This window comes from Mycobacteroides sp. H003 (genome assembly GCF_001440135.1).
Taxonomy (GTDB): Bacteria; Actinomycetota; Actinomycetes; order Mycobacteriales; family Mycobacteriaceae; genus Mycobacterium; species Mycobacterium gwanakae.
Genome location: NZ_LJYL01000016.1, coordinates 59,508 through 78,497, shown reverse-complemented (window position 1 = coordinate 78,497; position 18,990 = coordinate 59,508). Strand labels below are relative to the sequence as shown.

Sequence of the window (18,990 nt, the reverse complement as noted above, 5' to 3'; positions counted from 1 at the left end):
CGGAGCGGTAAAGGCCGCGTCTGCCTGTCTCAGTCGGGCAACTTGGTCATCACCTCCGCGGCGAGCTCGACGTATCGCAGCTGGGTCTGCTTGTCGAGGAGTTCCAAACTCATTGGGCCGCCTTCGCTGATGTGGGCATCCCACGGAATCGTGACCACCGGGATCTTGTAGGTGTTCACGATGCGGGTGCGCTCATTGTTGACGTCGATGTGGCCCTTGCCGGGGATGGTTTGAACGAACACCACCACCGCGTTCTTCACCAAGTCGATGTACTTGCCGCCGAACCGCTTGAGAGTTTCGATGAGCTTGTCCAACTCGTCGATCGAGTCCGCTGTCGTCGAAGCGACAAGTATCAGTTGGTCAGCCAGGGCCAGGCCCGTGTGGTAAACGCTGGAATCAATGTTCAGACCGAAGTCGAGCACCGTGAGGTTGAAGTGGAAATAGTTACGCAGCGTCGAATGTGCCTTCTCCAGATTGTCTGAGGTGAGAAACGTGGCACCATCGGCACTCGACGAGCCAAGCACTCGCAACCCAGAGCTGTCTGTCAGCAGGTAACTGCCGACCGCTGCGGAGTCGCGTCGCAACTCAGTGTCCGCGGCCAGGGAGACCACCGAGCGTGGTTTCTGATCGTTGACGCCGCGTGTGCGGTCGGTGATATTGCCGAGCGGATCGATAGATGCCGCAACGATTTTCTCGCCTCGCTGGTACTTCGCGACGGTGGCCCCCAGATTGAGCGCCGTGATCGTCTTACCCGCCGAACCTTTTCCGGACAACACCGCAACGGTTTTGGGGTGGGCCAATGTGCGGCGGATCTGTGCGATCCGGCGGTCGAAATTCTTTTCGTCGTCGCCTTTGCGCAGGTGCACCCCTGGCAGTTTGTTGAGGTACATCCGCCAGCCTTGTTGCGGGCCTTCTTCGCGAACGCCAAGGCGGGCGCTGCGGTTACCGTCATCGGGCCCGGCTGGCTGGAATTCTCGCGCCTCGTATGTCGCGGCGCTGGGCATAGTGCGCGCCTCGGGACTCCATTGTGACTGAACAGCCTCCGGGCTCGGAGACCATGCCGGCGCATCGGCGAACACGGGCGCGGGTGGGCCGGCCGGGCGGTCGATGAATTCAGCGTTCCGGTATTTGTTCGGCAACTGCTGCAGCTGCTCCTGGCTGTACTGTCCGGTGCTCATCGAAACTTCTCCTTGGAGTTCAACGGGTCGGCGACATGCTGGCAGGTACGCCGCCAGGCGCCCGTTAGCGGCGCGAGTGCGCTATACCGGGTCACCGAAACCCAGTCCCGATACCGGAACCACCCGGCGATCTGGATCGGTGGTGAGCCTGAGGGCAAGACGACTGTCATTGGCGGGCAGCGACACTCGCACCAGCTTTCCGGCCGCTGCCAAAGTAGTTGTTGCTTCTTCCATGTCAGCTTCTAGCTGCTCAGCTGCCAGGAAATCGGGCATGGGGGCATGGAAAGAGCCGGGATGCACGTTCTGCCCGGCGTGAAGACCTGATGCCGGCAGTTCGGGCTCCACTGCTGGGGACGTGACAGGCGGTTCTTCCTGCTTGCCGCGCATCCCGAGGCGACTACGCAGATTCCACCGCTGTTGATCGCTTCCTGGATTGCCATCTGCGGCGGCCTCGGATGTGGTGGCTGTGTTCGCAGGGCGCATCTCCTGCTCGGTCAGGATGCTCAAGGCTGCACCGTGCTCCACCGACGGGGTGCTGAACGGTACTGGGTCGATGGGCTCCTGAGTTTTGAAGCGGCGCAGAACAGATCCAAGTCGCTTGGCCGCCAGCGGCTTGTCCGCCGCTGCGAAAGTCGCCGCGGCGCTACGCGCGGCGTCGTTGAGCGCGGGGTCGGCGAACAAGTTTCCCTGGACCGGCACGATTTGCGCGTCAGCGACTTGCTCGGCAGGAGCCGTTCGTGGGGCGGCCAAGTGCGTCTGCTCGGGGTCTGTGGTACCCACGGTGGCAGGCTCGCTGTTGACCAGCGGCCGATCTGGCTCGGCTGGTGCTGTTGAAGTCCCCGGCGTAGAAACATGGTCTGGTGCGGCTTCTTCAATGCGCCGTAGATCTGTGTCTTGAGGCGGGGAGGCGAAGTACCCGAACACGTCGGCAGGCCACGGTTCGCCTCCTGGGTCCGGTGAAAGAGCCTGCTGCCACGTCCGGCTGTCGGCATTTTGCGAGACGGTTTGCGGCAGAACTACATGCACCGGCTCCCGGGTGTCTGGCTCTCCAGCCGCGGCGGCAACGGACTCGGCCGGAGCCAGCAGTTGCTCGACGTCTGCGGCGTCTTTGGCACTGGGCTGTCGCTTCACCGCTGCCGCACCTTCCTCTCCCTGAACGGCCAGTGGGTTACTTGCCAGCACGGTGCTCGGTGCAGCCAATGCCGAGGCTGCCTCCTTTTCTCCGAATCGCTTCGAGAACGGATTGAGCCGGTTGATCTCCAGTTGCAGCGGGCGTGTGTCTATGCCGAGAGTGCGGTTGAGCGTTGTATTGGCATCGGCCTTGAGTATCCGGACCAGGGCGCCGTGCTTGGACGTGATTCGGTAGATGACATAGGTGGACACCATGAACCCGATACCCATCGAGACCATCAGCACGAACACCTGAAGATCGGAATCTGTGGACAACCCCAACAGCTTTGTGGCCAAACCAGATACCAGCGAGGGCAACCCGACAGCGACGACGGAGGTGATGACAGCCATCAGCAGATGGGCACCGGCCCGGGCGAAGGTTTCGGAGAGCTGTTCGAAACCGCGGCGCTTGTGCACGCTGGAGGCGGCCACCCATGCCAGTGCCACGGCACACATGACGGACATCGTCAGGTGCAGAACGTATTTCCACGCGCCGATAACCGCGAACACCAGCATGGGCAGTGCGGGAAGGAACAACATCACCAGCGCTGTACCGGCGGTGTCCGGGCTCGCAACGTTCTGGCCCTGGACGAAGCAACCAGAAGACTCCGACAGCGCGTGGCCTTCCTGCATAGCCTTAGAAAACTGCGCCTCGCAATCGTCGCTGAACTCGCCACCGTAGTTCAGCGCGATAGTGGGTGTGCGTATTGAGTTGTCCACCAAGGACTGCCCGGCGGTGATAGTGGTGTCGTTGGCGCTGTGTGTCAGTGCAGCCGAACCGCTCACCGACAAGCTGTTGGCAGCCTCAAGCACTTTCATGATGGCGGCGAACGGGTCGTGCGTGAGAATGATGACCATGGCCATCATCGCCAGACCGGTATGGATCCGGTTGAGAGATGCGCTATCGAAGAAGCCGCCCGCGGTTGCCTTCGGCCGCGACAGCATCACCGAAAAACCGACGACGGCCATCCCTCCGCAGGCGATTGCCCACGGGGGAGCGAAGGCATACAGCGGCGCAGTGACACGTTGATAGGCCTGTGACAGCGGCTCAAGCCATGACCCTGAAGAGAGCACCAACCCGAGCAGGCCGTTGGCGGTGACTGTGGCGTATTTGTATCCGACATATAGAAGTCCGGTGAGCATTCCGAAGATCCACGACTCCAGATGCGCGTAGCCGCCCAGGTAATACAGCTTGTAGCGGGCAGCACGCGCACCAAAGGAGTCGATGGCGGGGAACAGGTCAAGGAATGAGGCCATGTGTTACGCCGCTTCCGCATTGGCCGCGTGGCGGCCGGCTGCTGCGCTGCGCAGGCTCCCGTGCTCATCCAAGTCGGACTCGCGAATCATCCTGGAGGTCGTGGTGTCGGCGAAGCGCGCGAGAACGGCGGACAGGATCGGGAAGTACTGGCACCGCACGGTAATCGTTCCGTCGTTCCACCAACCTTCTCCGTGGCGGCCGGCACGTACGATCTTGGGGTTGTCGGGATCAGGCGGTGACGTCTGGTTGATGATCATGTCGATCAGGGAGTCCAGGACGGGCATATCGATGTGCGACAGTGCTGCGATCGCGTTCTCCCGGGTCTTCTGCCCGAGTGCTCCCTTCTTTTCGATCATCGCGTAGTTCTCGTCATAGTCATCGGCGTGCTGGGATCCGGCGGCCAGGAAGTTGCCGTCCTTGCGGCCGATGCGGTCAGGGCTGCGGATGAGGAGTTCCACGACGTCCTCATTGCCCTTCAAGAAGCTGATCTCGTCGGCGAAAAAGACGCATGTACCTCGAATTTGGCTAAATCGAAACGCCGTCATCCGAGCGATCGAGCCATAGACCGCCGCGGCCCATTTGTTCTGATCGGTAGCACCCTTCGGGTTCTTTCCGCGGTACACAGGAAGGCCGTTGGTCCGGAACACCGTGGCGTGAGGGGTGGTTCCGTCTTCCATGCGCTGAGCAAGCTCGGCGATGTTGTCAAATGGTGGATAGCCATCGTCATCGTGGCTTCTGCGTGGCGGATCGATGAACGCGCGGCTGTAAGGCAGCGCGGCCCAGTGCTCGAAGTTGAACAGCAGCAGCCGCGCCTCCGGTTCGCCAGCGGTGGCCAGCCACTCCATGAGTCGTCGAGTGCTGGTGATACCGCGCACTTTCCGGAAATCCGCGTTCAGAATCTTGGCGAAATAGGCCGCCTCCGACGTCTTGCTGTCGATTTCGAACAACGGCAGGTAGTGAGCCTGCATGACGATTTCGGCTTCTGGGGAGGGAAGGCACTTGAGCGGGTCCATCGATCGATAGCCGGCGTAGGTGAATCCCGTCGCGGCGTTGACGACCTGTGTCCGTGCGACTTGAAGCGCGAATACTGCCCATTCACCGTGTGGGGAGTGGTCGACCACACTGGCGTAGCGGTTCAGGGCGGTAACAAACAAGAAGATCAGTTTCAGGGCATGCGACTTGCCACGCCCCTGGGCGCCGGTGAAGGCCATCGACGCGTTGCCCTGGTTGGTGGCATTGAGGATGTCGAGCAAGATGATCTGCCCGAGCGCATTCTCTTTGTTGATCGCGATCGGCATACCCACCGGGTCGCCGGCGAAGCTGCGCCGAAGCGGCATCGCTCCGGAAAACCAATGGGCGGTGGACGTCTGCAGTAGGTCATCGCCGAGTTTGGTGCGCCGCGAACCAGGCATCATCATCGTCCACAGGTCCTTCTGGCCGCCGACGGGCAGAAGAGGTGTGTATCCGTTCTTGCGGAACTTCATCTGCAGTGCCGACACACGACTTTGAAGGTGATCGAGGTCATCAGAGCCGAACGCGAAAATCGCAGCCATCTGCATGCCGATCGGGCCCGATTCATCCCGGATGGCGGTGTGGAATCGGCGCAGCTCGGCGCGTTTGGTGTCGTACTCGTGCGCTTCGAACTCGTCGCTGGCATTTGCAGTGCCTTCGGAGACCAAGTCCTTCTCGGTGTTCGATACGGACCGGGTTTCGACGAGGTCCTGGCTAAACCGCACGCGCAGGGTGAAGTCTGCGTCAGCGTCTATCGCCTGGTCGACGATGTAGGTGAACTTCGATACGGCCTCATCGAAACGGGCGGGGTACCTGGCGATACCGAACAGAGATTGGTACGACACCGGCCCGTCCGGGAGAGAGGCGGTGCGCTTACTCGGATGGGAGATCGACATGATCTTGCCGCCCGCGAGTGTGCGAAACCGCTTGAATAGTGATCGTTTACGGTCAACTTTCGACAGGTTCTGGGTGTATTTGCGTCCGTTTTCGAGGTCGGTCAAATAGGTCGAGTACAGCGCGGTGGCCTCGGCTGCCTCATCGAACATGACTTCGGGGTATGCCTTTTCGGTGGGCTTGAACCGCGGAGTGTTGGGGTCGTCGGGGTCAACTAGCGGAGGGAGCATGGGGATTGACAACCCTCGTGTCGTCGCTCGCTCGAATGCCCAGTCGACGAATTCAGGCGTGGCTCTTCGTGGCCGGAATTCTATTGGCAGAGAGTTGAAGCAGTGCTTCTCGAACTCTTCGAGGTCTGCCCAATCCATTCCTTCGAGGGGATCGACATCTACCACGGTTGAGACCAGCCGCTCTGTCATCCGCCGGCTCGTGGGCTGACTGATCGCGATCCAGTACAGCCGATCGAATTCGACGAACTCCTTTCCGGAACACATGCGCCGGTAGAGGTCGTCCAGGAGGCTGCCGAGGTAGCGGTAGCGTACCGGGTCCCAGTCGGGGATGCCGCCAGTGATGGCGTTCATGGTGTCCAGCGGATTCTTGCGGTACTTGAACCCGGTGATCATGATGTCGTCGGTGGGGATCTGGGAGAGCGCGGCGTATAGGAGTTCGTGGCTGTCTTGCGCAGCTGTGGCCGTATCGGGCTGATAGCTGTTGACGTTGATTCCCGTCAGCAGGTAGTTGCACCAGACGCTGCCGTCTGCGGAGAAGGTCAGATTTCGATCGCGAAGACGCAGCGGCGGAACGTGTTCACCCACGGGTGGGTCCTTTCCTAGATGCCTGGGAGGTCGAAGTTGGCTGAGTAGCGGTGTTTGAGTCCTCTTCGCAGGAGACGCACCTGTGTGCGCTCGGAGAGGGCTCCGCTCTCATCGAGGCGCGAGAGAGTCACCGCATAGACGGCGACCACAAGGAATCCGAATCCGAAAACGACAAACGGAAGAACCACGGAGACAAAGGAGAGGGGTACCGACAAGGCGCCGAGCAGCAATATGGCGATCTGCCCGTACGGACCCAGGCGTACACCGCCGAGCTTCCAGACGATCGGTACACCTTTGACGTCGTTGAATACCCGGAAGGAACGCATCAGATCACCGCCAGGGCGGGAACGGGCATCGTCGAAGACAACAGGAAAGTCGTGTCACGTCCCCGCAAAGATCTCCTGCGGCTGAGGCGAACCCGTCCTTCGCGCCCCGTTGTCGCAGACGTCTCATCGAGGTGTGCGCCCCGGACGAAAAGCACCATCAGCCCAGACCCGGGATGATGCTCAGGATGTTCGATCCGTAGTTGGCGAGCGCGAAGACGATGCCGTAGAAGACCTCGAGCGCAAGCACGCCCACACCGACTTCGCGGATTCCCTTGATAGCAGCGGCCCGGCCTTTGGCCTCAGACCAAGCGTCGAAGGCGAACTTTCCTCCAACTCCAATGGTGGCCAGCGCGAAAAATCCGATCGCGAAATTGATGAGCGTCAGGACAATCCCGTCATTGGTTGGATCTTCCAGGTCCGCCAGATAGGTGATGGTCTGTGCCGTCTGTACGAGCATGAGCGCCTTCCCGTTTGGGATCGGGCCAATAAGGCCTTTCGGTGTGGGTCGGCGGCAGTGTGGAAGGGATCGTTCAGATACGACGAACGCGACACGAACATCACCGCTCGCTGAACACCGACACATCTCGTCCCCAACGTGCGCGTATGTGTGGGGGAGCAGGCATTGCGTTTGTGCTCAAAACCGCGCTCAAGAATCGGATCAGGTATCGGCTCAACGACTCGCTCAAGACGATGCTCAAATACGCGATCAAACCTGGGTTCAAATTCGACATCTGCTCAGATGCCGATGTCGTGGCGCGTGCGTCTGCGTGCTTTGAGCGGCGCTACGGTGCGCGCCATGAACCAAGCAAGCGGTATCACCGTGCACGCTTTCATCCGGCCGGGAACCCCGGCGTCGGCCGGGCCGGTGTTGGTTACGCAGATCGTCGATCTCTACGAGTTCGGCGTGATCGGCCCGGGCAGCGAAGTGTGGGCGAACCTCGATGTGCCCAATGCACTCTGGGTGCTGTCGGACACATCCATGTTCCTGCGTTTCGTCGATGTCCCGTCAGCTGGGTGGGTTCGGCTTACTCGGAACTCAATCGTCTGGGGCCGCGTCGCCAACGACACATCACGCTCTCCGAGTCACGGTTTCTCGGTTACTGACATGCCTATGCCTGCGCGTGAGCATGACACTGTGGCCGTTGCGTTCCGCAACACCGACACCGCACGTATGCGGGCCCAATTCGGGGCGCAGCATCACGCGATGCACGATTTCCAGATCGACCACGGCTCGATGCGCGCGATAGATCTGAAAGCCAACAGCGTCCAGCGCCGGCCGCAGTTGCATACCCCGACTCAGTTCTCCCGCAACCATGCCGGCGTGCGTGGGCTCGACCTCATGGCTTGCAGCACCGGACCGCACATGCACAAGGTGATCCGCGAGAATCTCGAGTCCTTCACCACGTTCATCGGTTTAGATGAATTCGGCCGAATCAAAGCAGCTCAGCAGCGAATCAGCCAGGTGGCTGAGGGAATCACAGACCCGATCGTGCAGAAGATCTCGTCGTTGCGCGACATCGGCCCGTTCCTGAGCGATCCCGAGGACGATGACACACAAGCAGCCGACGAACCGGCGCTTGCCGCAGGATGAACCTGAACATGACCGGATGCGGTGTCTGCGGGTTCGGCCTATGGCTCCCGATTGCGCAGTTGTCAGCCAGTGATGCTGGGCTTTACGACGACGGCCGGTTCCCAGGCCGGATGCTGGTTACAGCACGTGAACATCATGACCATCTCGACGAAATGCCGGCGGACGAGCTTGGCTGGTTCATGGCCGACGTACAGCGGGCAAGCAGGGCCCTTCGGTCGCTGCTGAATGTGCAGAGGGTGAATGTGGCGGTTCTCGGAAATCGAGAACGCCATGTGCACGCGCACTTGATTCCACGAAGGCCGGGAGAGTCGAACGCGAAGTCGGCTCCCTGGGACGGAGCGGATCCGCGGGTACTCCTTGAGCCCGCCACACGAGTCGAACTGATCAACCGCCTGCGCGAGCTGCTGATGGCGTAACGCTGCAGGATCGACTCCGATGCCAGGCAGGCTAATAGTCAGGGATACACGTGCTTTTGAGCTGAGACGGTCATCGTCTGCCAGTCGAAGTCCAGCACCACCGCATCCTGTGCGTCGCACACGGTAATTCGGCCACGCTCCGGGGTACCGGTGAGCGCGAGTGATCCGCCGACTGTGTCAGCATGCCGTTCAATCGCCGCGGCGATCCGGTTCAAGTACTGGTCGATCCACGTGCCGGGGGCGTAAGCGGTCCATTCTCCGCTTGTCAGATCGCGCAGATATACGCGTAACTCGTCCATGTGTCCGCCCCTCCTTTCTGGCATCAAAACGTAACTATAGATAATGTAGCTATGTTTGTGATCGGTGGCAACTTCTTGCTCGCATCGTTAGCGTCCGGTGATTTCGCCCCAGCCAACTGGGGCATCAATTCCGTCGACGAGCCAGACCTTGTTTGATCCGAGAGTTACCCGCAAAGGCAGGTGCATGATCGACCAAGTGTCGAGCGAGGCAGAGGCTTTGACTTTTACCAGCACTTTGAGTTCGGTACCCGGTTCGGCCTTAGCTGCTGCCGGGCTTCCCGCAGATGCCTTGATCTCTTGGATCTCGGTAAGTGAGTATGGGCTATCCGCGATCGCCGAGCCCGAGAACTTCGACGATACGTACTGCCCGAGGGACGTGGCTCCGCCGGTAGATGTCAGATAGGCCGTGACGAATCGGTTGAGGGACTGCCCCAAAGAGCCGTTGGACTCCACGGGGACCGTGTACTTGGTTGCCACTTTGAATGGCTGGGTATCGGGATTGACGATCGACGGCCACAGCAGCATCTGATAGTTCCCATCCTTGTCCAGGACGGTGAGCAGAAAGCGGTTGATCTGCGCCGAACTCGATCCCGGGGCCACGAAGGTGACCGCGAACGTGGCCTGCCACTCCACGGCGTTCGCTCCCTGAAAGCGCACGATGTCGGATGGGTCTATCGAACGGACCTCGAAAGGCACCTTTGACAGTTCGATTGACTGCGCAGCTGATGATCGCGCCATGAGTGCCACCTGAGCCGAGCTCGACCCGCCCAACCACAGCAACAACGAGTTCCGGGCGTAGTTCTGCACCCGAGTCACCTCGGTAATCGCCTTGTAGGTGTCCACCGGCTTGGGCAGATGCGCCAGGATGCGCGCGGTGTTGAGCAACATGAGCACGACCAGAATCAGTGCCAGCGGGCCGGAGATCATCGCGAACACCAGCCCTCGTTCGCGTGCTTTCGGCTTCCACTGCGATATGTGAAACAGCTTGCCCAGAGTCGAAAGCATCTTGTCCTCGTTCCTTGGTACGTGTCGCCACCTGTCGCGTTGTCCCGCGGTGGACGCGCCGTGGCCGGGCCATGCACCCGGTGCGGCCGTACCGTAGCCGCGCTCAAGCAGGGCGGCCGTTCACGGCGCGGGGATCGAAGAGGAGTCGAACGTGAGTATCGCCAGTGCGCTGTTGAACGCCCAGCGGCGTCCCGAGGAAGAAGCGCGCCGGTTCACTGAAGCAGTCGCAGTGGCTTTGTCGACAAGCGATGATGTGCCTGATATTTCGGCGTTCCTGGCAGCTACAGACACCTTGACCCGTGTCAACGAGGAGATCGCCGAAGAGAAGGCGCCGCGGGTAGCGGCGCCTGCGCCTGGCCATACCGAGCAGTTTGACGATCAGGTCATCGAGACATTCGATGACGACGGCGGAATTCCGCTGCTGCCGAACACGCACCGCTCTGATGCTCGATACCTACTGGATTCCGCTCACGGCGATGACATCGAGGATGATCAGAGCCGCGGCGCAGTTGAGCGAGATCTTGCGATCGAAACGCGCGAGGACGATGTGGACGCCACCGCCACCGCCACCGCCACCGCCACCGACGCCGATGGGGATGGATCGGTCGAAAGCAGCGCGGCTCAATGGGTGCCGGATGTCGCGGAACCGCGCAGTGCAGACGCGGTGGAACTTGGCGGAAGCCCGGATCTTGCCGGCGCCGACGGTGACGGCGACTCCAACGTGCAGGCAGGGCCCGCAGAAACCTTGGGGACCCAGGGCGCCGATGACTGCGAGCAAGTCGATGGAGCAGCGGGCCCGGAAGTCGGCGCGGTTCCTCAATGGGAATGGAGCCCGAAACCGCCCGGTACACAGGACTCCTCGCCATGGGGTGAAGCGCAAGAACTCGTGGCGTCGCTTCCCGCGTCAGCGGAGGCACCCGAATCCGACGAGCCGCAGGGGGACGTGACAGAACGTTCACCAGCCCCATCTGCCCGCGCCACGGAGCCTCCAGCGAGTTTCGAAGAACCTGAACCGGACCCAGGCCTCTCACTCAAGTCCCGCGTCTCCGAGTTTTTGTCGGGGCAGTGGCGTCAGCTTCGCGTCGATCCCAAAGCCTCTGCCAAGAAGATCGGGATCGCCTTGGCAGCTGTGGTATTGGTATCCGTCATCATCCTGTCGTTCACAGGTGGTGGACGGGGAAAGCCGCCCGAGCCCGCAGATGCTGTCGAGCCCCCTCCTCAGGTGGAGAACACAACCGCGCCAATGAAGGAAGTGACGCTGGTTCCAGCCACAGTGTCGACTAGCTGCGGCAACGATTCCGATGCGGTGGCTCCGTTCTCTGGAGACAAGACACGGGCGTGGAAGTGCAACCGGCTCAACGGATTGGACCTGAACGTCCTAAACCTCACATTCAACAAGCCTGTGGTGATCACCTCGATCACCATCGTCCCTGGATTCAACTACATTGCACCCGATGGCCGCGATGAATGGTCGCGCCATCGCGTGGTTACCGACGTCAGCTGGCGGATGGGCGGCGGGTTGTACCCGCAAGAGCACATTGCTCCGACTCGAACGGGCGTGACGCAGAAGTTTCCCGACGTGCGGACTCTGATGATGTCGATGACGATCACCGGAAGTGCGCGGCCACCGGTTGGAAAGGGCCCGAACAAGGGCGGCATCGGAGAAGCAGATGACGCGCAGGATCCCAAGAAGGTAGACGAAACCACAGCTGTTTCCAAGATCGTGATCACGGGCTACCCTGTCGAATCCGATGGCGGCGGTTTGACTCCCGCTGCGGGCAGGTAGAGGCCGCAGCATGCGACTGCTGTGGATGTTCACCACGCCCCGCCGGCTTCGCCGCAATTCGCTGATCCTCCTGTTGATCTGGCTCGCAATCGCGATGGCGCATCAGCATGGCGCCTTCAGCGACGCGCCGCGGTGGCAGCTTCCGACAACAGCTGTTCCAGCGGCGCCGCTTCTCGCGCCGCGCACCTCTTCTAGTGGCTGATTGCCCCCACCATTGCCGCGACCTCACAGCTGACGGCGGTTTATCGCCGGAAAGGAACGCGACACGTGATCGAGCCCGAAGCCATGAAGCGCCTCGCCAGCGCCATCGCCTCGCTGGAACAAGGCAACCACGCCGCTGCTGAGCGCGATCTGGCGTATGCAGCAGAGGAGTGGCCGGACCAATGCGACGTCCACCGTGCACTGGCGTATTCGCGGCAGAGCCGCTTGCAGGTTCCTACCGAGGCGCGCGCAATCGCCAAGATTCGCGCTGCCCTGGGCACATTCGATGAAATGATCGCGAGCATCCCCGGAGGATCAGTCGAGGATTCATTCACCATCAACTGGTCGATGCCTCTGGTTCCTGTGATTTTCCCGCTAGCGACGCGTGGGCAGGTTCGCGCCGCATACGCCTCACAGCTGGTGGAAGACAAGCAATATGACGAGGCATTCGATGAGCTGAAGGCAGCTCGCAACGAGAAGCTGTTCAACAAGGCGCTTGCGGGAACAACCGCGAAGGAAATCGCGGCGGTCGAGTGCCTCCTCTACTACCGCACAGACCGGTGGGACGACCTGATCAGTGCAGCGTCGGCACTCACCTCCGCTGTGAGCACCGATGAACTCGAACAGGTATTTGCCTCTTTGGGCAACGCGTTCAGTGGAGCCGCGCTGGCGCATCTCGGATCCCACGACGCGGCCCAGAGCAAGCTTCAGTACTCAATCGCCGGGAACTTTTCGGAGGTCTCGGCGTGGGCGTCATTGCAACTGGGCTTGTCGCACCGCACGGCCGGCGATGAAGAAGCCGCGCAGAAAGCCTTGTCCGCTGGCATGCAGTACAAGACGCTGCCCGAGCTGCAGCATGCGATTCAGCACAAGAGCGTCACGTTGCGGGTGTCTACCGCAGAAGTGATCGCCGCGCGGGAGAGCTACTGGGACCGCGAGTCTGAGCCCGATATCGCTGATTTCCAACGGCAGAGCTCACAAGAAGACCGCGCGAAAGTGCTCAAGGAAGCGCTCGCCGAGTTGGAAGCCATGGACGGCATGGACGGCATCAAGGAACAGGTGCGCACGCTGAGCTCGGAGGTCATGTTCGAGAACGAGCAACGCCGTCGCGGCATGAACGTCAAACCCAAGACGCGGCACCTGATCTTCAAGGGGCCGCCGGGGACGGGAAAGACCACGATCGCGAATCTGATTGTGCGCCTGTACTACGGCCTGGGTGTCATCCGAAACCACACGCTGATCTCAGCCAACCGCGCTGCCCTTGTCGGCCAGGTGGAAGGCGAGTCGGCACAGAAGACGCTGGCCCGCCTCAAAGAGGCCCGAGGCGGAGTGATCTTCATCGACGAGGCATACGAAGTCGTGCAGAACCGCGGGGGACAGACTGACCCGTTCGGGTCAGAGGCGCTGACCACGCTGCTTGAATACATGGATAACCACCGTGACGACATCATCGTCATCATCGCCGGGTACGAGGCGCCCATCGAGCGGTTCCTGGGTGAGAACCCCGGCCTGAAATCACGGTTCGCCTACTCGCTGTCTTTCACCACCTACAGCCCCGAAGAGATGTGGCGCATCTTGACCGGCATGGCCAAGAAGGAAGGACGGACCGTCGATCCTTCAGTTGAGGACAAATTCAAACAGGCCGTCGACATCATGTGGGGGACAGACCAACGAGGACAACGAGTCCTGGACGTGGCAGGCAACGGCCGATTCGCACGCAATGTCTTCGAGCAGGCCCAGGGCTTGTCCTCTCGCCGACTGATGACAGGCGGTGCTGACCTGGCCGAGCTGAGCGACGAACAGTTCCTTCAACTACAAGCTGAGGACATCCTGGGGGCCACCGCCAACATCCTCAAGGGGTTCGGCATCACGCACGTTGCGTGATGGCGCCGGAGAGTGCGTCGTCCCCGCACCAGGGCGATTGAAACTGGCCTTTTGGTCTAGGGGACGTGACGGGTGTCTGGCGGTGATGGGAGCTGATCTGGTTGGGCTCACCAAGTGGTTACACGCAGTTTGAGTTCACGGAACTCCTCTACGCTCATTCCTTCTGGCCTGGATACGGTGACACCGCCGAATCCGTCCGATGAGACGGTGCAGCCGGCCACCGCATAGGCGGTGAGCTCCGACGTATACCGAAACGCCTTCCAGTCACCCGGTGAGCTGGTGATAGCGGCATGAGGGCTCCGCTGCGAATACGTCTCATCGGCGAATTGTGCTGTTACGCGCTCGATTAGATCGCCTATGGCATCTGGATCGATGCCCAGCCATCGCAGCGTGTCTTCGACCGGTACTTCGACGGTGAGAAGTTTGGGGGCCTTGCGGCCCATCGCGGTGAGTCGATCGGCATAGCTTTGCTCAAACCCAGCGAGTGCGGTCATCTCGTCATGGAAGAACGGCCCATTGAACATAGCGGCACCTGATTGGTGTCCTGCCGCATTCATTCGACCGCTCCCGCACTTACACGGGGTCATGATTTGTCCTTGATGATGTCTCGGATCGACCTTGCGAGATCGCCAATCTCAGTGCGCCCCCATCGCGTGAGATGCGGCTCGACGAGCTTGCTAACCTGTGTCAGCTGTTCAGTGGGGTCCATGCGTTGTGTCTCTCCAGTCCGGATTGTTGCGCGCCTTCTGCGCATGGCGGCCGATGAGGGGCCGCCGCATTTCTCTGATCATGTTGCGAGCCTGGACTTGTGGACGTCTGGCCACAGCTTCCTGTCGACTGCCCACAAAACGCCGAACACAACGAGCCCCAACACCACATCCAGCAGTTCGTGTCCGACCTGCCCTGGGGCGAGCGGTCTGGTTGCTGCCCAAAGGAATACCAAGCTCGCGAAACAAAGCCATATGGCATGACCGAAGTAATAGAGAAGAGCGGCAAAGACTTTCACCGGTTCGTAGGGATTCGAATCTCGGGTGATACCCAGGGCGCTGCTGAGGGCTCCTAGCGTTGTCTGTACGAGGCCCATAATTCCGGCAGCGATGCGCCAGGTGATCAACAGGAGCCCGACAGTTACCACTAAGGTCCACAACATGATCAGCGGGGTCATGACTAAACAGCCGTTTCCCACCCGCACGGAAATTGGCATATCTCCATGTCGTGCACGATCTCAGTCTCAGTGCCGCACTCAGGGCACACGCCGTCACAGGTCGACTCGATATAGGCCATTGTTCTCCTCCAGATGTTTTGACAGATATTCCAGTTGGCAGGTCAGCTTGCGGTCGCCGTACCGGATTCGACTGCGCCGTTGGCGATCATCTTCGCCACTGCCTCCGCGTCTTCGGAATCTGTTGCTGCTTCGGTGAACGCATCCCAAGCCTGCTCCATCTCCGGATCCATGGTGTCGGCGAACCGGACGCGCTTGGGGACGATCGTTCCATCGGCGACAGCGGCAGTCACCAGCTCCAGAAGCCCGAATACCTCACGCATCTCTTCTGCGCGGAGTTCGTCATCGGGTTCATCTTCGAGGTCTGGATGCAAGATTCCGCGACTGATGCAGGTGCCGATCACGACTTCGGAGATCTCCTCGGCCGACTCGGATTCAAGCTGTGAAGCTATCTCGTCGAAGAATCCTTCGGGTACCGCTAGCGGCGGCGTCGATTCGATACTGGTCATATGCAAACTCCCTGGTCTGCGCCCGGTTGCGTGTGCTGTGGTGGCACGCGCTGGACGTCTGGAACGACGCTATCGGCGCAATCAGAGTCCGCCATATGAGCTGTCGCGACACGCCGACCGCGGCGCACAGCTTCTCGGGGCCGGGATCGGGGAGGCGGTGGCGCGCACCGGAATCAGTTGCGGCTAATGGCCGCCGTCTGCTGCATTTTCGCTGCAACTTGCTCGGCAACCGCCCGAACTTCGATCGTCCCGTCTGCTGCCACCGAGGTGTCCACCACCCGGAAGGTTGTCCCGGACTCGATGACGTCGCCTCCGGCGACTGGCATTCCGTCGGAGGTCAGGTATTTGACGCGCACCCGTCCCGAGCCACCGCGCACCGCGCCGTCGGAACGAGCCATGGTGTAGCCCTTGGTGGTGAACGCACCGCCGGTGGGGAATACATCATTGACGAACTGGGCTTCGCGGCCTCGGTATGACACAGGCACGGGGTGTGCGGCAGTGAGGACCCGCGGGGCGTGGTTGCGCGCTCTCGCCATGTTCCATAGTTCGAAGGCCTGGCCGAGCTTGGCTTCTGCCACCAGCGCATCCGATGAGACCAACTCGGGGTTGCGGCCGTATCGCGCAACTTGGTTGGCAGCTGCAACCATTCGCGCGCCCTCGGCACGCACGTCCATATGCTCCGGTGCCAATGCGCGCCCTGGAGGATCAGCCGGTACTGCCGTGGCGGCGCTCCAATCGACGGCCGCCAGTGACGCACGGGCGGCCGGGTAGTCAGCTTGCAGGGTGTTGGAGGGGTGCCGCACCTGGAAGCCCGCCCGGGCCGCGGACTCACGGTCCTCAGACGTAACTGGCCCGGCATAGCGCTTGAGTTTGGCTTCAGGTGCGCGCATTGCGCGAAGTGTGTCGGGTAGCGCATCTACGAACTGTTTTCGAGCCTGACGTGCGAACCGCAGATTGCGGGCGACGTCGAAGCCCTCGATGCGGGAAGTCTGGGCCAACTCGTCTGCACCGTGGCGAGAGCTGTGCGGGCGCGAGGCGAGCCGTTGAGCTGTGTGCGCCCGTGCCTTTCCCGCGAGCAGGTGTGCATGACCGTCGGCTCCCATGGCATATCCCATGGGAGTGTCGCCGAAGAAGGTGCGTTCGATCACGCGGCGTTTGGCCGCCAGTCGCATCGACAGCGCCCGGGGGCTCTTGCCGACCATCATCGACTGCACCACCGTGTTCATCCCGGAGGAGTTGCCGCCGGCGGGAACGCTGGTGAACTGATCGAAGTCGACGTCCGGGATGCGGGCGATCAACTCGTTGACCCGCGTGTCGCTGTCGACCGAGAGACGCAGTCCATCGACTGCGACACTGAGGTTTCCGTTCTCACCGCGGGCCAGGACCACACCATCAGCGATCTGCACTGCGTTGTCGCCGCTGTCGGCTCGGGCCATCAGCGCACCAACGGTGAGTACATGAGCCTGATCTCCACCGATCTGTTCGATGATCGGATCGGGGCAGCGGGGAGCGGCGGCCACCTGCGCCTGCTCCGTCACGTCGTCAAACAGCTTGTCCGACATGCGTTGGGACACAGCCGTCAGCGACGCCACCTCGTCAAGCGTGTGGCGGCGGTAGAAGTTCTGCACCCGTGCCGGCAGATCCTCGAACTTGGTGCCTGGAGCAGGCGGCACGATCGCTCCACAGGCGATGGCGTCGATGCGTGTATCGATGCGATCGAGTTCCGCGGAGGCCTCCAAGGGGTCAGCATTGGCTGATAGCGGGTACTTGTTCACCACGCCATTGACGATCAGACCGCGCTCGCACAACGCCGAGGCCAGTTGCACTTTGGAGACGGCCATCGGATCGGATTTGCCGCGGTTGATTTTCTCGGACGCATCTCCTGTGCGCTCCCGTACCTCGGTGAAAACGTTGTTGTGCATGCCGGGAACGCGGCGCAGTGCCCCCGAAGGGGAACGCAGCAGTTCAGCGGCGATGCCTGGAGAGACAGCCTCAAGGCTGACCATCAGATTGCTCAGCATCGATGGTGGCAGCGCCGCTACGGCAGTCGCTCCTGCAGGTCCGAGCACATCGCGCACGTTCGAGCTCACGCAGCGCATCGTGGTTCGATTTTCTTGTCGAGAGGCGGTCGCGGCAGCACGTTTGTGCTCAGTCATCTTGCATCGGCGATGGTCGCGAATGTTCGGGTCGAAGTCGGCATAGGAGCGGCACATGGGCTCGTAGACCTCTCTAGCGGGGCGTCACGTCCCTTGCATTCTGGCATGCGTGTTTGAGATGCGGGGCATCGAAACATGCAAAACGGACGGCAACTCGCGAGGCTGCCGGGCCTGATTGGAGTTGTCGCCGAATCAGGCGGCTAGCGATAGCCGTGATCCGAGCAGGTTCAGTGACCGCAGCTGGTTGGCTTGTTCGGTCGTCAGCCGGCCGATACGGTACTGCCGCCGCTGGGCGATCACCCAGGTGTAGTCGGGGTGCCCAGGGCCGAAGCGACTCCGGCGCACATCGCGCGCCAGTCGCCGGAATCGTGCGTCCCAAGCTTGCTCGCGGGCACCCCAGCGCCAAAACGGGAGAGCAGAGAGCATTTTGATCCGGTACGCGCTCAGTCCGTCCCGGCGGTACTGCTCGCGTTGCGTGAGGACCCAACGCGCCAACGCAGCTTCTGCGGCATCTGCGGAGTCGAGCAACGGATAGCGCCTGCGGGTTTGAATGAACACCCTCAGCTGCTCGCAGCGGCGCTCCCACGGGCTGCGCGAGCGAGTTTGCGCCAGCGCCTGGGCCCAGCCTGGAAGGGCAGCCAGCGCCTTGGCGCGGTCGTAGCGCAGGCGATCAGACCGCAGCAGGAACCGTTGAACAGCAACCCAGTTAGCCAGCTGTTCGTTGTCGCGGCGAGTGGGCAGGCGTCCGTGCTGTGCCGCGAACCGTGAGACTTCCTCGAATGTGCTCCACCACTGGTGGTCTCCGGGCTTCCAGTGGAACGAGTCCAGGCGCTCGAGGAGGGCCGCTCGGCTGGCCGGAAGTATTCGGCTCGTTTGCAAGCGGCGCTGATAGGTCAGCCATGGAGTGCGCCGGCCTCCGGCTAGCGGCAGGCCTGCATATTCGCGGTCGGCCAGGTCAACAAACCTGCACACCCATGGGTCTTGACGCAGCTTGCGTACGGATTCAGGGAGCGCGTCGAGAGCTGTGCGCTGGTCAGGTGTCAGCAACCCGCGTCCGTAGCGACACCACTGCCACACCAGCCAGGTGTACATCTCGGTGTCTGGGCCCGGCGCGCGGTCCGCCCGCATCAGCGCGTCGATGTGCCGGGCCCACGCATGATCTGCAAGGCTGCTGGCGCCCTCGGTGGCGCTGTTTGGCGGGTTGCCGAAATTCACTGGTCCTCTTTCGTTTCGAGTTATGCCATCCGACGTTGTTGCATCGGTAGGTGC

At 61.5% G+C, this 18,990-nt stretch carries 16 protein-coding genes; 4 read left to right on the top strand and 12 right to left on the bottom strand.

Annotated features, from left to right (window positions below; translation table 11 throughout):
• Positions 1 to 29: 29 nt before the first annotated feature.
• The 5 genes from AOT87_RS11940 to AOT87_RS11920 all read right to left on the bottom strand — a co-directional run bounded on the left by AOT87_RS11940 (position 30) and on the right by AOT87_RS11920 (position 7,109).
• Positions 30 to 1,178 carry an AAA family ATPase gene (locus AOT87_RS11940; RefSeq protein WP_057969971.1) on the bottom strand — a complete coding sequence of 383 codons (1,149 nt, stop codon included), beginning with the start codon at positions 1,176 to 1,178 and terminating at the stop codon, positions 30 to 32.
• Between the two features lie 81 nt (positions 1,179 to 1,259).
• Positions 1,260 to 3,605 carry a hypothetical protein gene (locus tag AOT87_RS11935; protein WP_057969970.1) on the bottom strand — a complete coding sequence of 782 codons (2,346 nt, stop codon included), beginning with the start codon at positions 3,603 to 3,605 and terminating at the stop codon, positions 1,260 to 1,262.
• 3 nt (positions 3,606 to 3,608) lie between these two features.
• A complete protein-coding gene (locus AOT87_RS11930; RefSeq protein WP_052583239.1) occupies positions 3,609 to 6,326 on the bottom strand; it encodes an AAA family ATPase in 2,718 nt (905 codons plus the stop codon).
• 14 nt (positions 6,327 to 6,340) lie between these two features.
• Entirely contained in the window at positions 6,341 to 6,652 is a 312-nt protein-coding gene (locus tag AOT87_RS11925) for a hypothetical protein (protein WP_005100308.1), read from the bottom strand.
• A 157-nt stretch (positions 6,653 to 6,809) separates the two neighbouring features.
• On the bottom strand, positions 6,810 to 7,109 hold the full coding sequence (locus AOT87_RS11920) for a hypothetical protein (protein ID WP_005102238.1): 300 nt from the start codon (positions 7,107 to 7,109) through the stop codon (positions 6,810 to 6,812).
• A 339-nt stretch (positions 7,110 to 7,448) separates the two neighbouring features.
• On the opposite strand from AOT87_RS11920, the gene AOT87_RS11915 reads away from it, so the two are divergent.
• Together AOT87_RS11915 and AOT87_RS11910 are read left to right on the top strand one after the other, a co-directional pair.
• Positions 7,449 to 8,243, top strand: coding sequence for a hypothetical protein (locus AOT87_RS11915; RefSeq protein WP_234714716.1), 795 nt, complete (start codon positions 7,449 to 7,451; stop codon positions 8,241 to 8,243).
• An 8-nt stretch (positions 8,244 to 8,251) separates the two neighbouring features.
• Positions 8,252 to 8,659: an HIT family protein gene (locus AOT87_RS11910; protein ID WP_237085123.1), complete on the top strand. Its 408-nt coding sequence runs from the start codon at positions 8,252 to 8,254 to the stop codon at positions 8,657 to 8,659.
• A 38-nt stretch (positions 8,660 to 8,697) separates the two neighbouring features.
• Here AOT87_RS11910 and AOT87_RS11905 read toward each other — a convergent pair whose 3' ends face one another.
• Both AOT87_RS11905 and AOT87_RS11900 read right to left on the bottom strand, forming a co-directional pair.
• Positions 8,698 to 8,958: a hypothetical protein gene (locus AOT87_RS11905; RefSeq protein ID WP_049233324.1), complete on the bottom strand. Its 261-nt coding sequence runs from the start codon at positions 8,956 to 8,958 to the stop codon at positions 8,698 to 8,700.
• 87 nt (positions 8,959 to 9,045) lie between these two features.
• Positions 9,046 to 9,963: a conjugal transfer protein gene (locus tag AOT87_RS11900; protein ID WP_005100982.1), complete on the bottom strand. Its 918-nt coding sequence runs from the start codon at positions 9,961 to 9,963 to the stop codon at positions 9,046 to 9,048.
• Between the two features lie 151 nt (positions 9,964 to 10,114).
• Between AOT87_RS11900 and AOT87_RS11895 the strand changes: the two genes are divergently transcribed.
• Together AOT87_RS11895 and AOT87_RS11885 are read left to right on the top strand one after the other, a co-directional pair.
• Complete coding sequence (locus AOT87_RS11895; protein ID WP_057969969.1) at positions 10,115 to 11,749, top strand: hypothetical protein; 1,635 nt, start codon at positions 10,115 to 10,117, stop codon at positions 11,747 to 11,749.
• A 267-nt stretch (positions 11,750 to 12,016) separates the two neighbouring features.
• Entirely contained in the window at positions 12,017 to 13,834 is a 1,818-nt protein-coding gene (locus tag AOT87_RS11885) for an AAA family ATPase (RefSeq protein ID WP_057969968.1), read from the top strand.
• A 107-nt stretch (positions 13,835 to 13,941) separates the two neighbouring features.
• Here AOT87_RS11885 and AOT87_RS11880 read toward each other — a convergent pair whose 3' ends face one another.
• From AOT87_RS11880 to AOT87_RS11860, 5 genes are all read right to left on the bottom strand, one after another.
• The gene (locus AOT87_RS11880) at positions 13,942 to 14,358 is read right to left on the bottom strand and encodes a hypothetical protein (RefSeq protein ID WP_057969967.1); all 417 of its coding nucleotides are present in this window, start codon (positions 14,356 to 14,358) and stop codon (positions 13,942 to 13,944) included.
• Positions 14,359 to 14,621: 263 nt separating this feature from the next.
• Entirely contained in the window at positions 14,622 to 14,999 is a 378-nt protein-coding gene (locus AOT87_RS11875; protein ID WP_049233312.1) for a hypothetical protein, read from the bottom strand.
• Positions 15,000 to 15,160: 161 nt separating this feature from the next.
• Positions 15,161 to 15,565: a hypothetical protein gene (locus AOT87_RS11870; protein WP_057969966.1), complete on the bottom strand. Its 405-nt coding sequence runs from the start codon at positions 15,563 to 15,565 to the stop codon at positions 15,161 to 15,163.
• A gap of 173 nt (positions 15,566 to 15,738) precedes the next feature.
• Positions 15,739 to 17,664 (bottom strand): hypothetical protein, encoded by a 1,926-nt coding sequence (locus tag AOT87_RS11865; protein WP_237085125.1) that lies wholly within the window; start codon positions 17,662 to 17,664, stop codon positions 15,739 to 15,741.
• A gap of 249 nt (positions 17,665 to 17,913) precedes the next feature.
• Complete coding sequence (locus AOT87_RS11860; RefSeq protein WP_057969964.1) at positions 17,914 to 18,936, bottom strand: helicase associated domain-containing protein; 1,023 nt, start codon at positions 18,934 to 18,936, stop codon at positions 17,914 to 17,916.
• Between the last annotated feature and the right edge of the window lie 54 nt (positions 18,937 to 18,990).

Bases quoted from the DNA above. Each gene is read 5' to 3' on its own strand.
- AOT87_RS11940 (WP_057969971.1), bottom strand. From the start codon at position 1,178: ATGAGCACCGGACAGTACAGCCAGGAGCAGCTGCAGCAGTTGCCGAAC.
- AOT87_RS11935 (WP_057969970.1), bottom strand. From the start codon at position 3,605: ATGGCCTCATTCCTTGACCTGTTCCCCGCCATCGACTCCTTTGGTGCG.
- AOT87_RS11925 (WP_005100308.1), bottom strand. From the start codon at position 6,652: ATGCGTTCCTTCCGGGTATTCAACGACGTCAAAGGTGTACCGATCGTC.
- AOT87_RS11920 (WP_005102238.1), bottom strand. From the start codon at position 7,109: ATGCTCGTACAGACGGCACAGACCATCACCTATCTGGCGGACCTGGAA.
- AOT87_RS11915 (WP_234714716.1), top strand. From the start codon at position 7,449: ATGAACCAAGCAAGCGGTATCACCGTGCACGCTTTCATCCGGCCGGGA.
- AOT87_RS11910 (WP_237085123.1), top strand. From the start codon at position 8,252: ATGACCGGATGCGGTGTCTGCGGGTTCGGCCTATGGCTCCCGATTGCG.
- AOT87_RS11905 (WP_049233324.1), bottom strand. From the start codon at position 8,958: ATGGACGAGTTACGCGTATATCTGCGCGATCTGACAAGCGGAGAATGG.
- AOT87_RS11900 (WP_005100982.1), bottom strand. From the start codon at position 9,963: ATGCTTTCGACTCTGGGCAAGCTGTTTCACATATCGCAGTGGAAGCCG.
- AOT87_RS11880 (WP_057969967.1), bottom strand. From the start codon at position 14,358: ATGTTCAATGGGCCGTTCTTCCATGACGAGATGACCGCACTCGCTGGG.
- AOT87_RS11875 (WP_049233312.1), bottom strand. From the start codon at position 14,999: ATGACCCCGCTGATCATGTTGTGGACCTTAGTGGTAACTGTCGGGCTC.
- AOT87_RS11870 (WP_057969966.1), bottom strand. From the start codon at position 15,565: ATGACCAGTATCGAATCGACGCCGCCGCTAGCGGTACCCGAAGGATTC.
- AOT87_RS11865 (WP_237085125.1), bottom strand. From the start codon at position 17,664: ATGCGCTGCGTGAGCTCGAACGTGCGCGATGTGCTCGGACCTGCAGGA.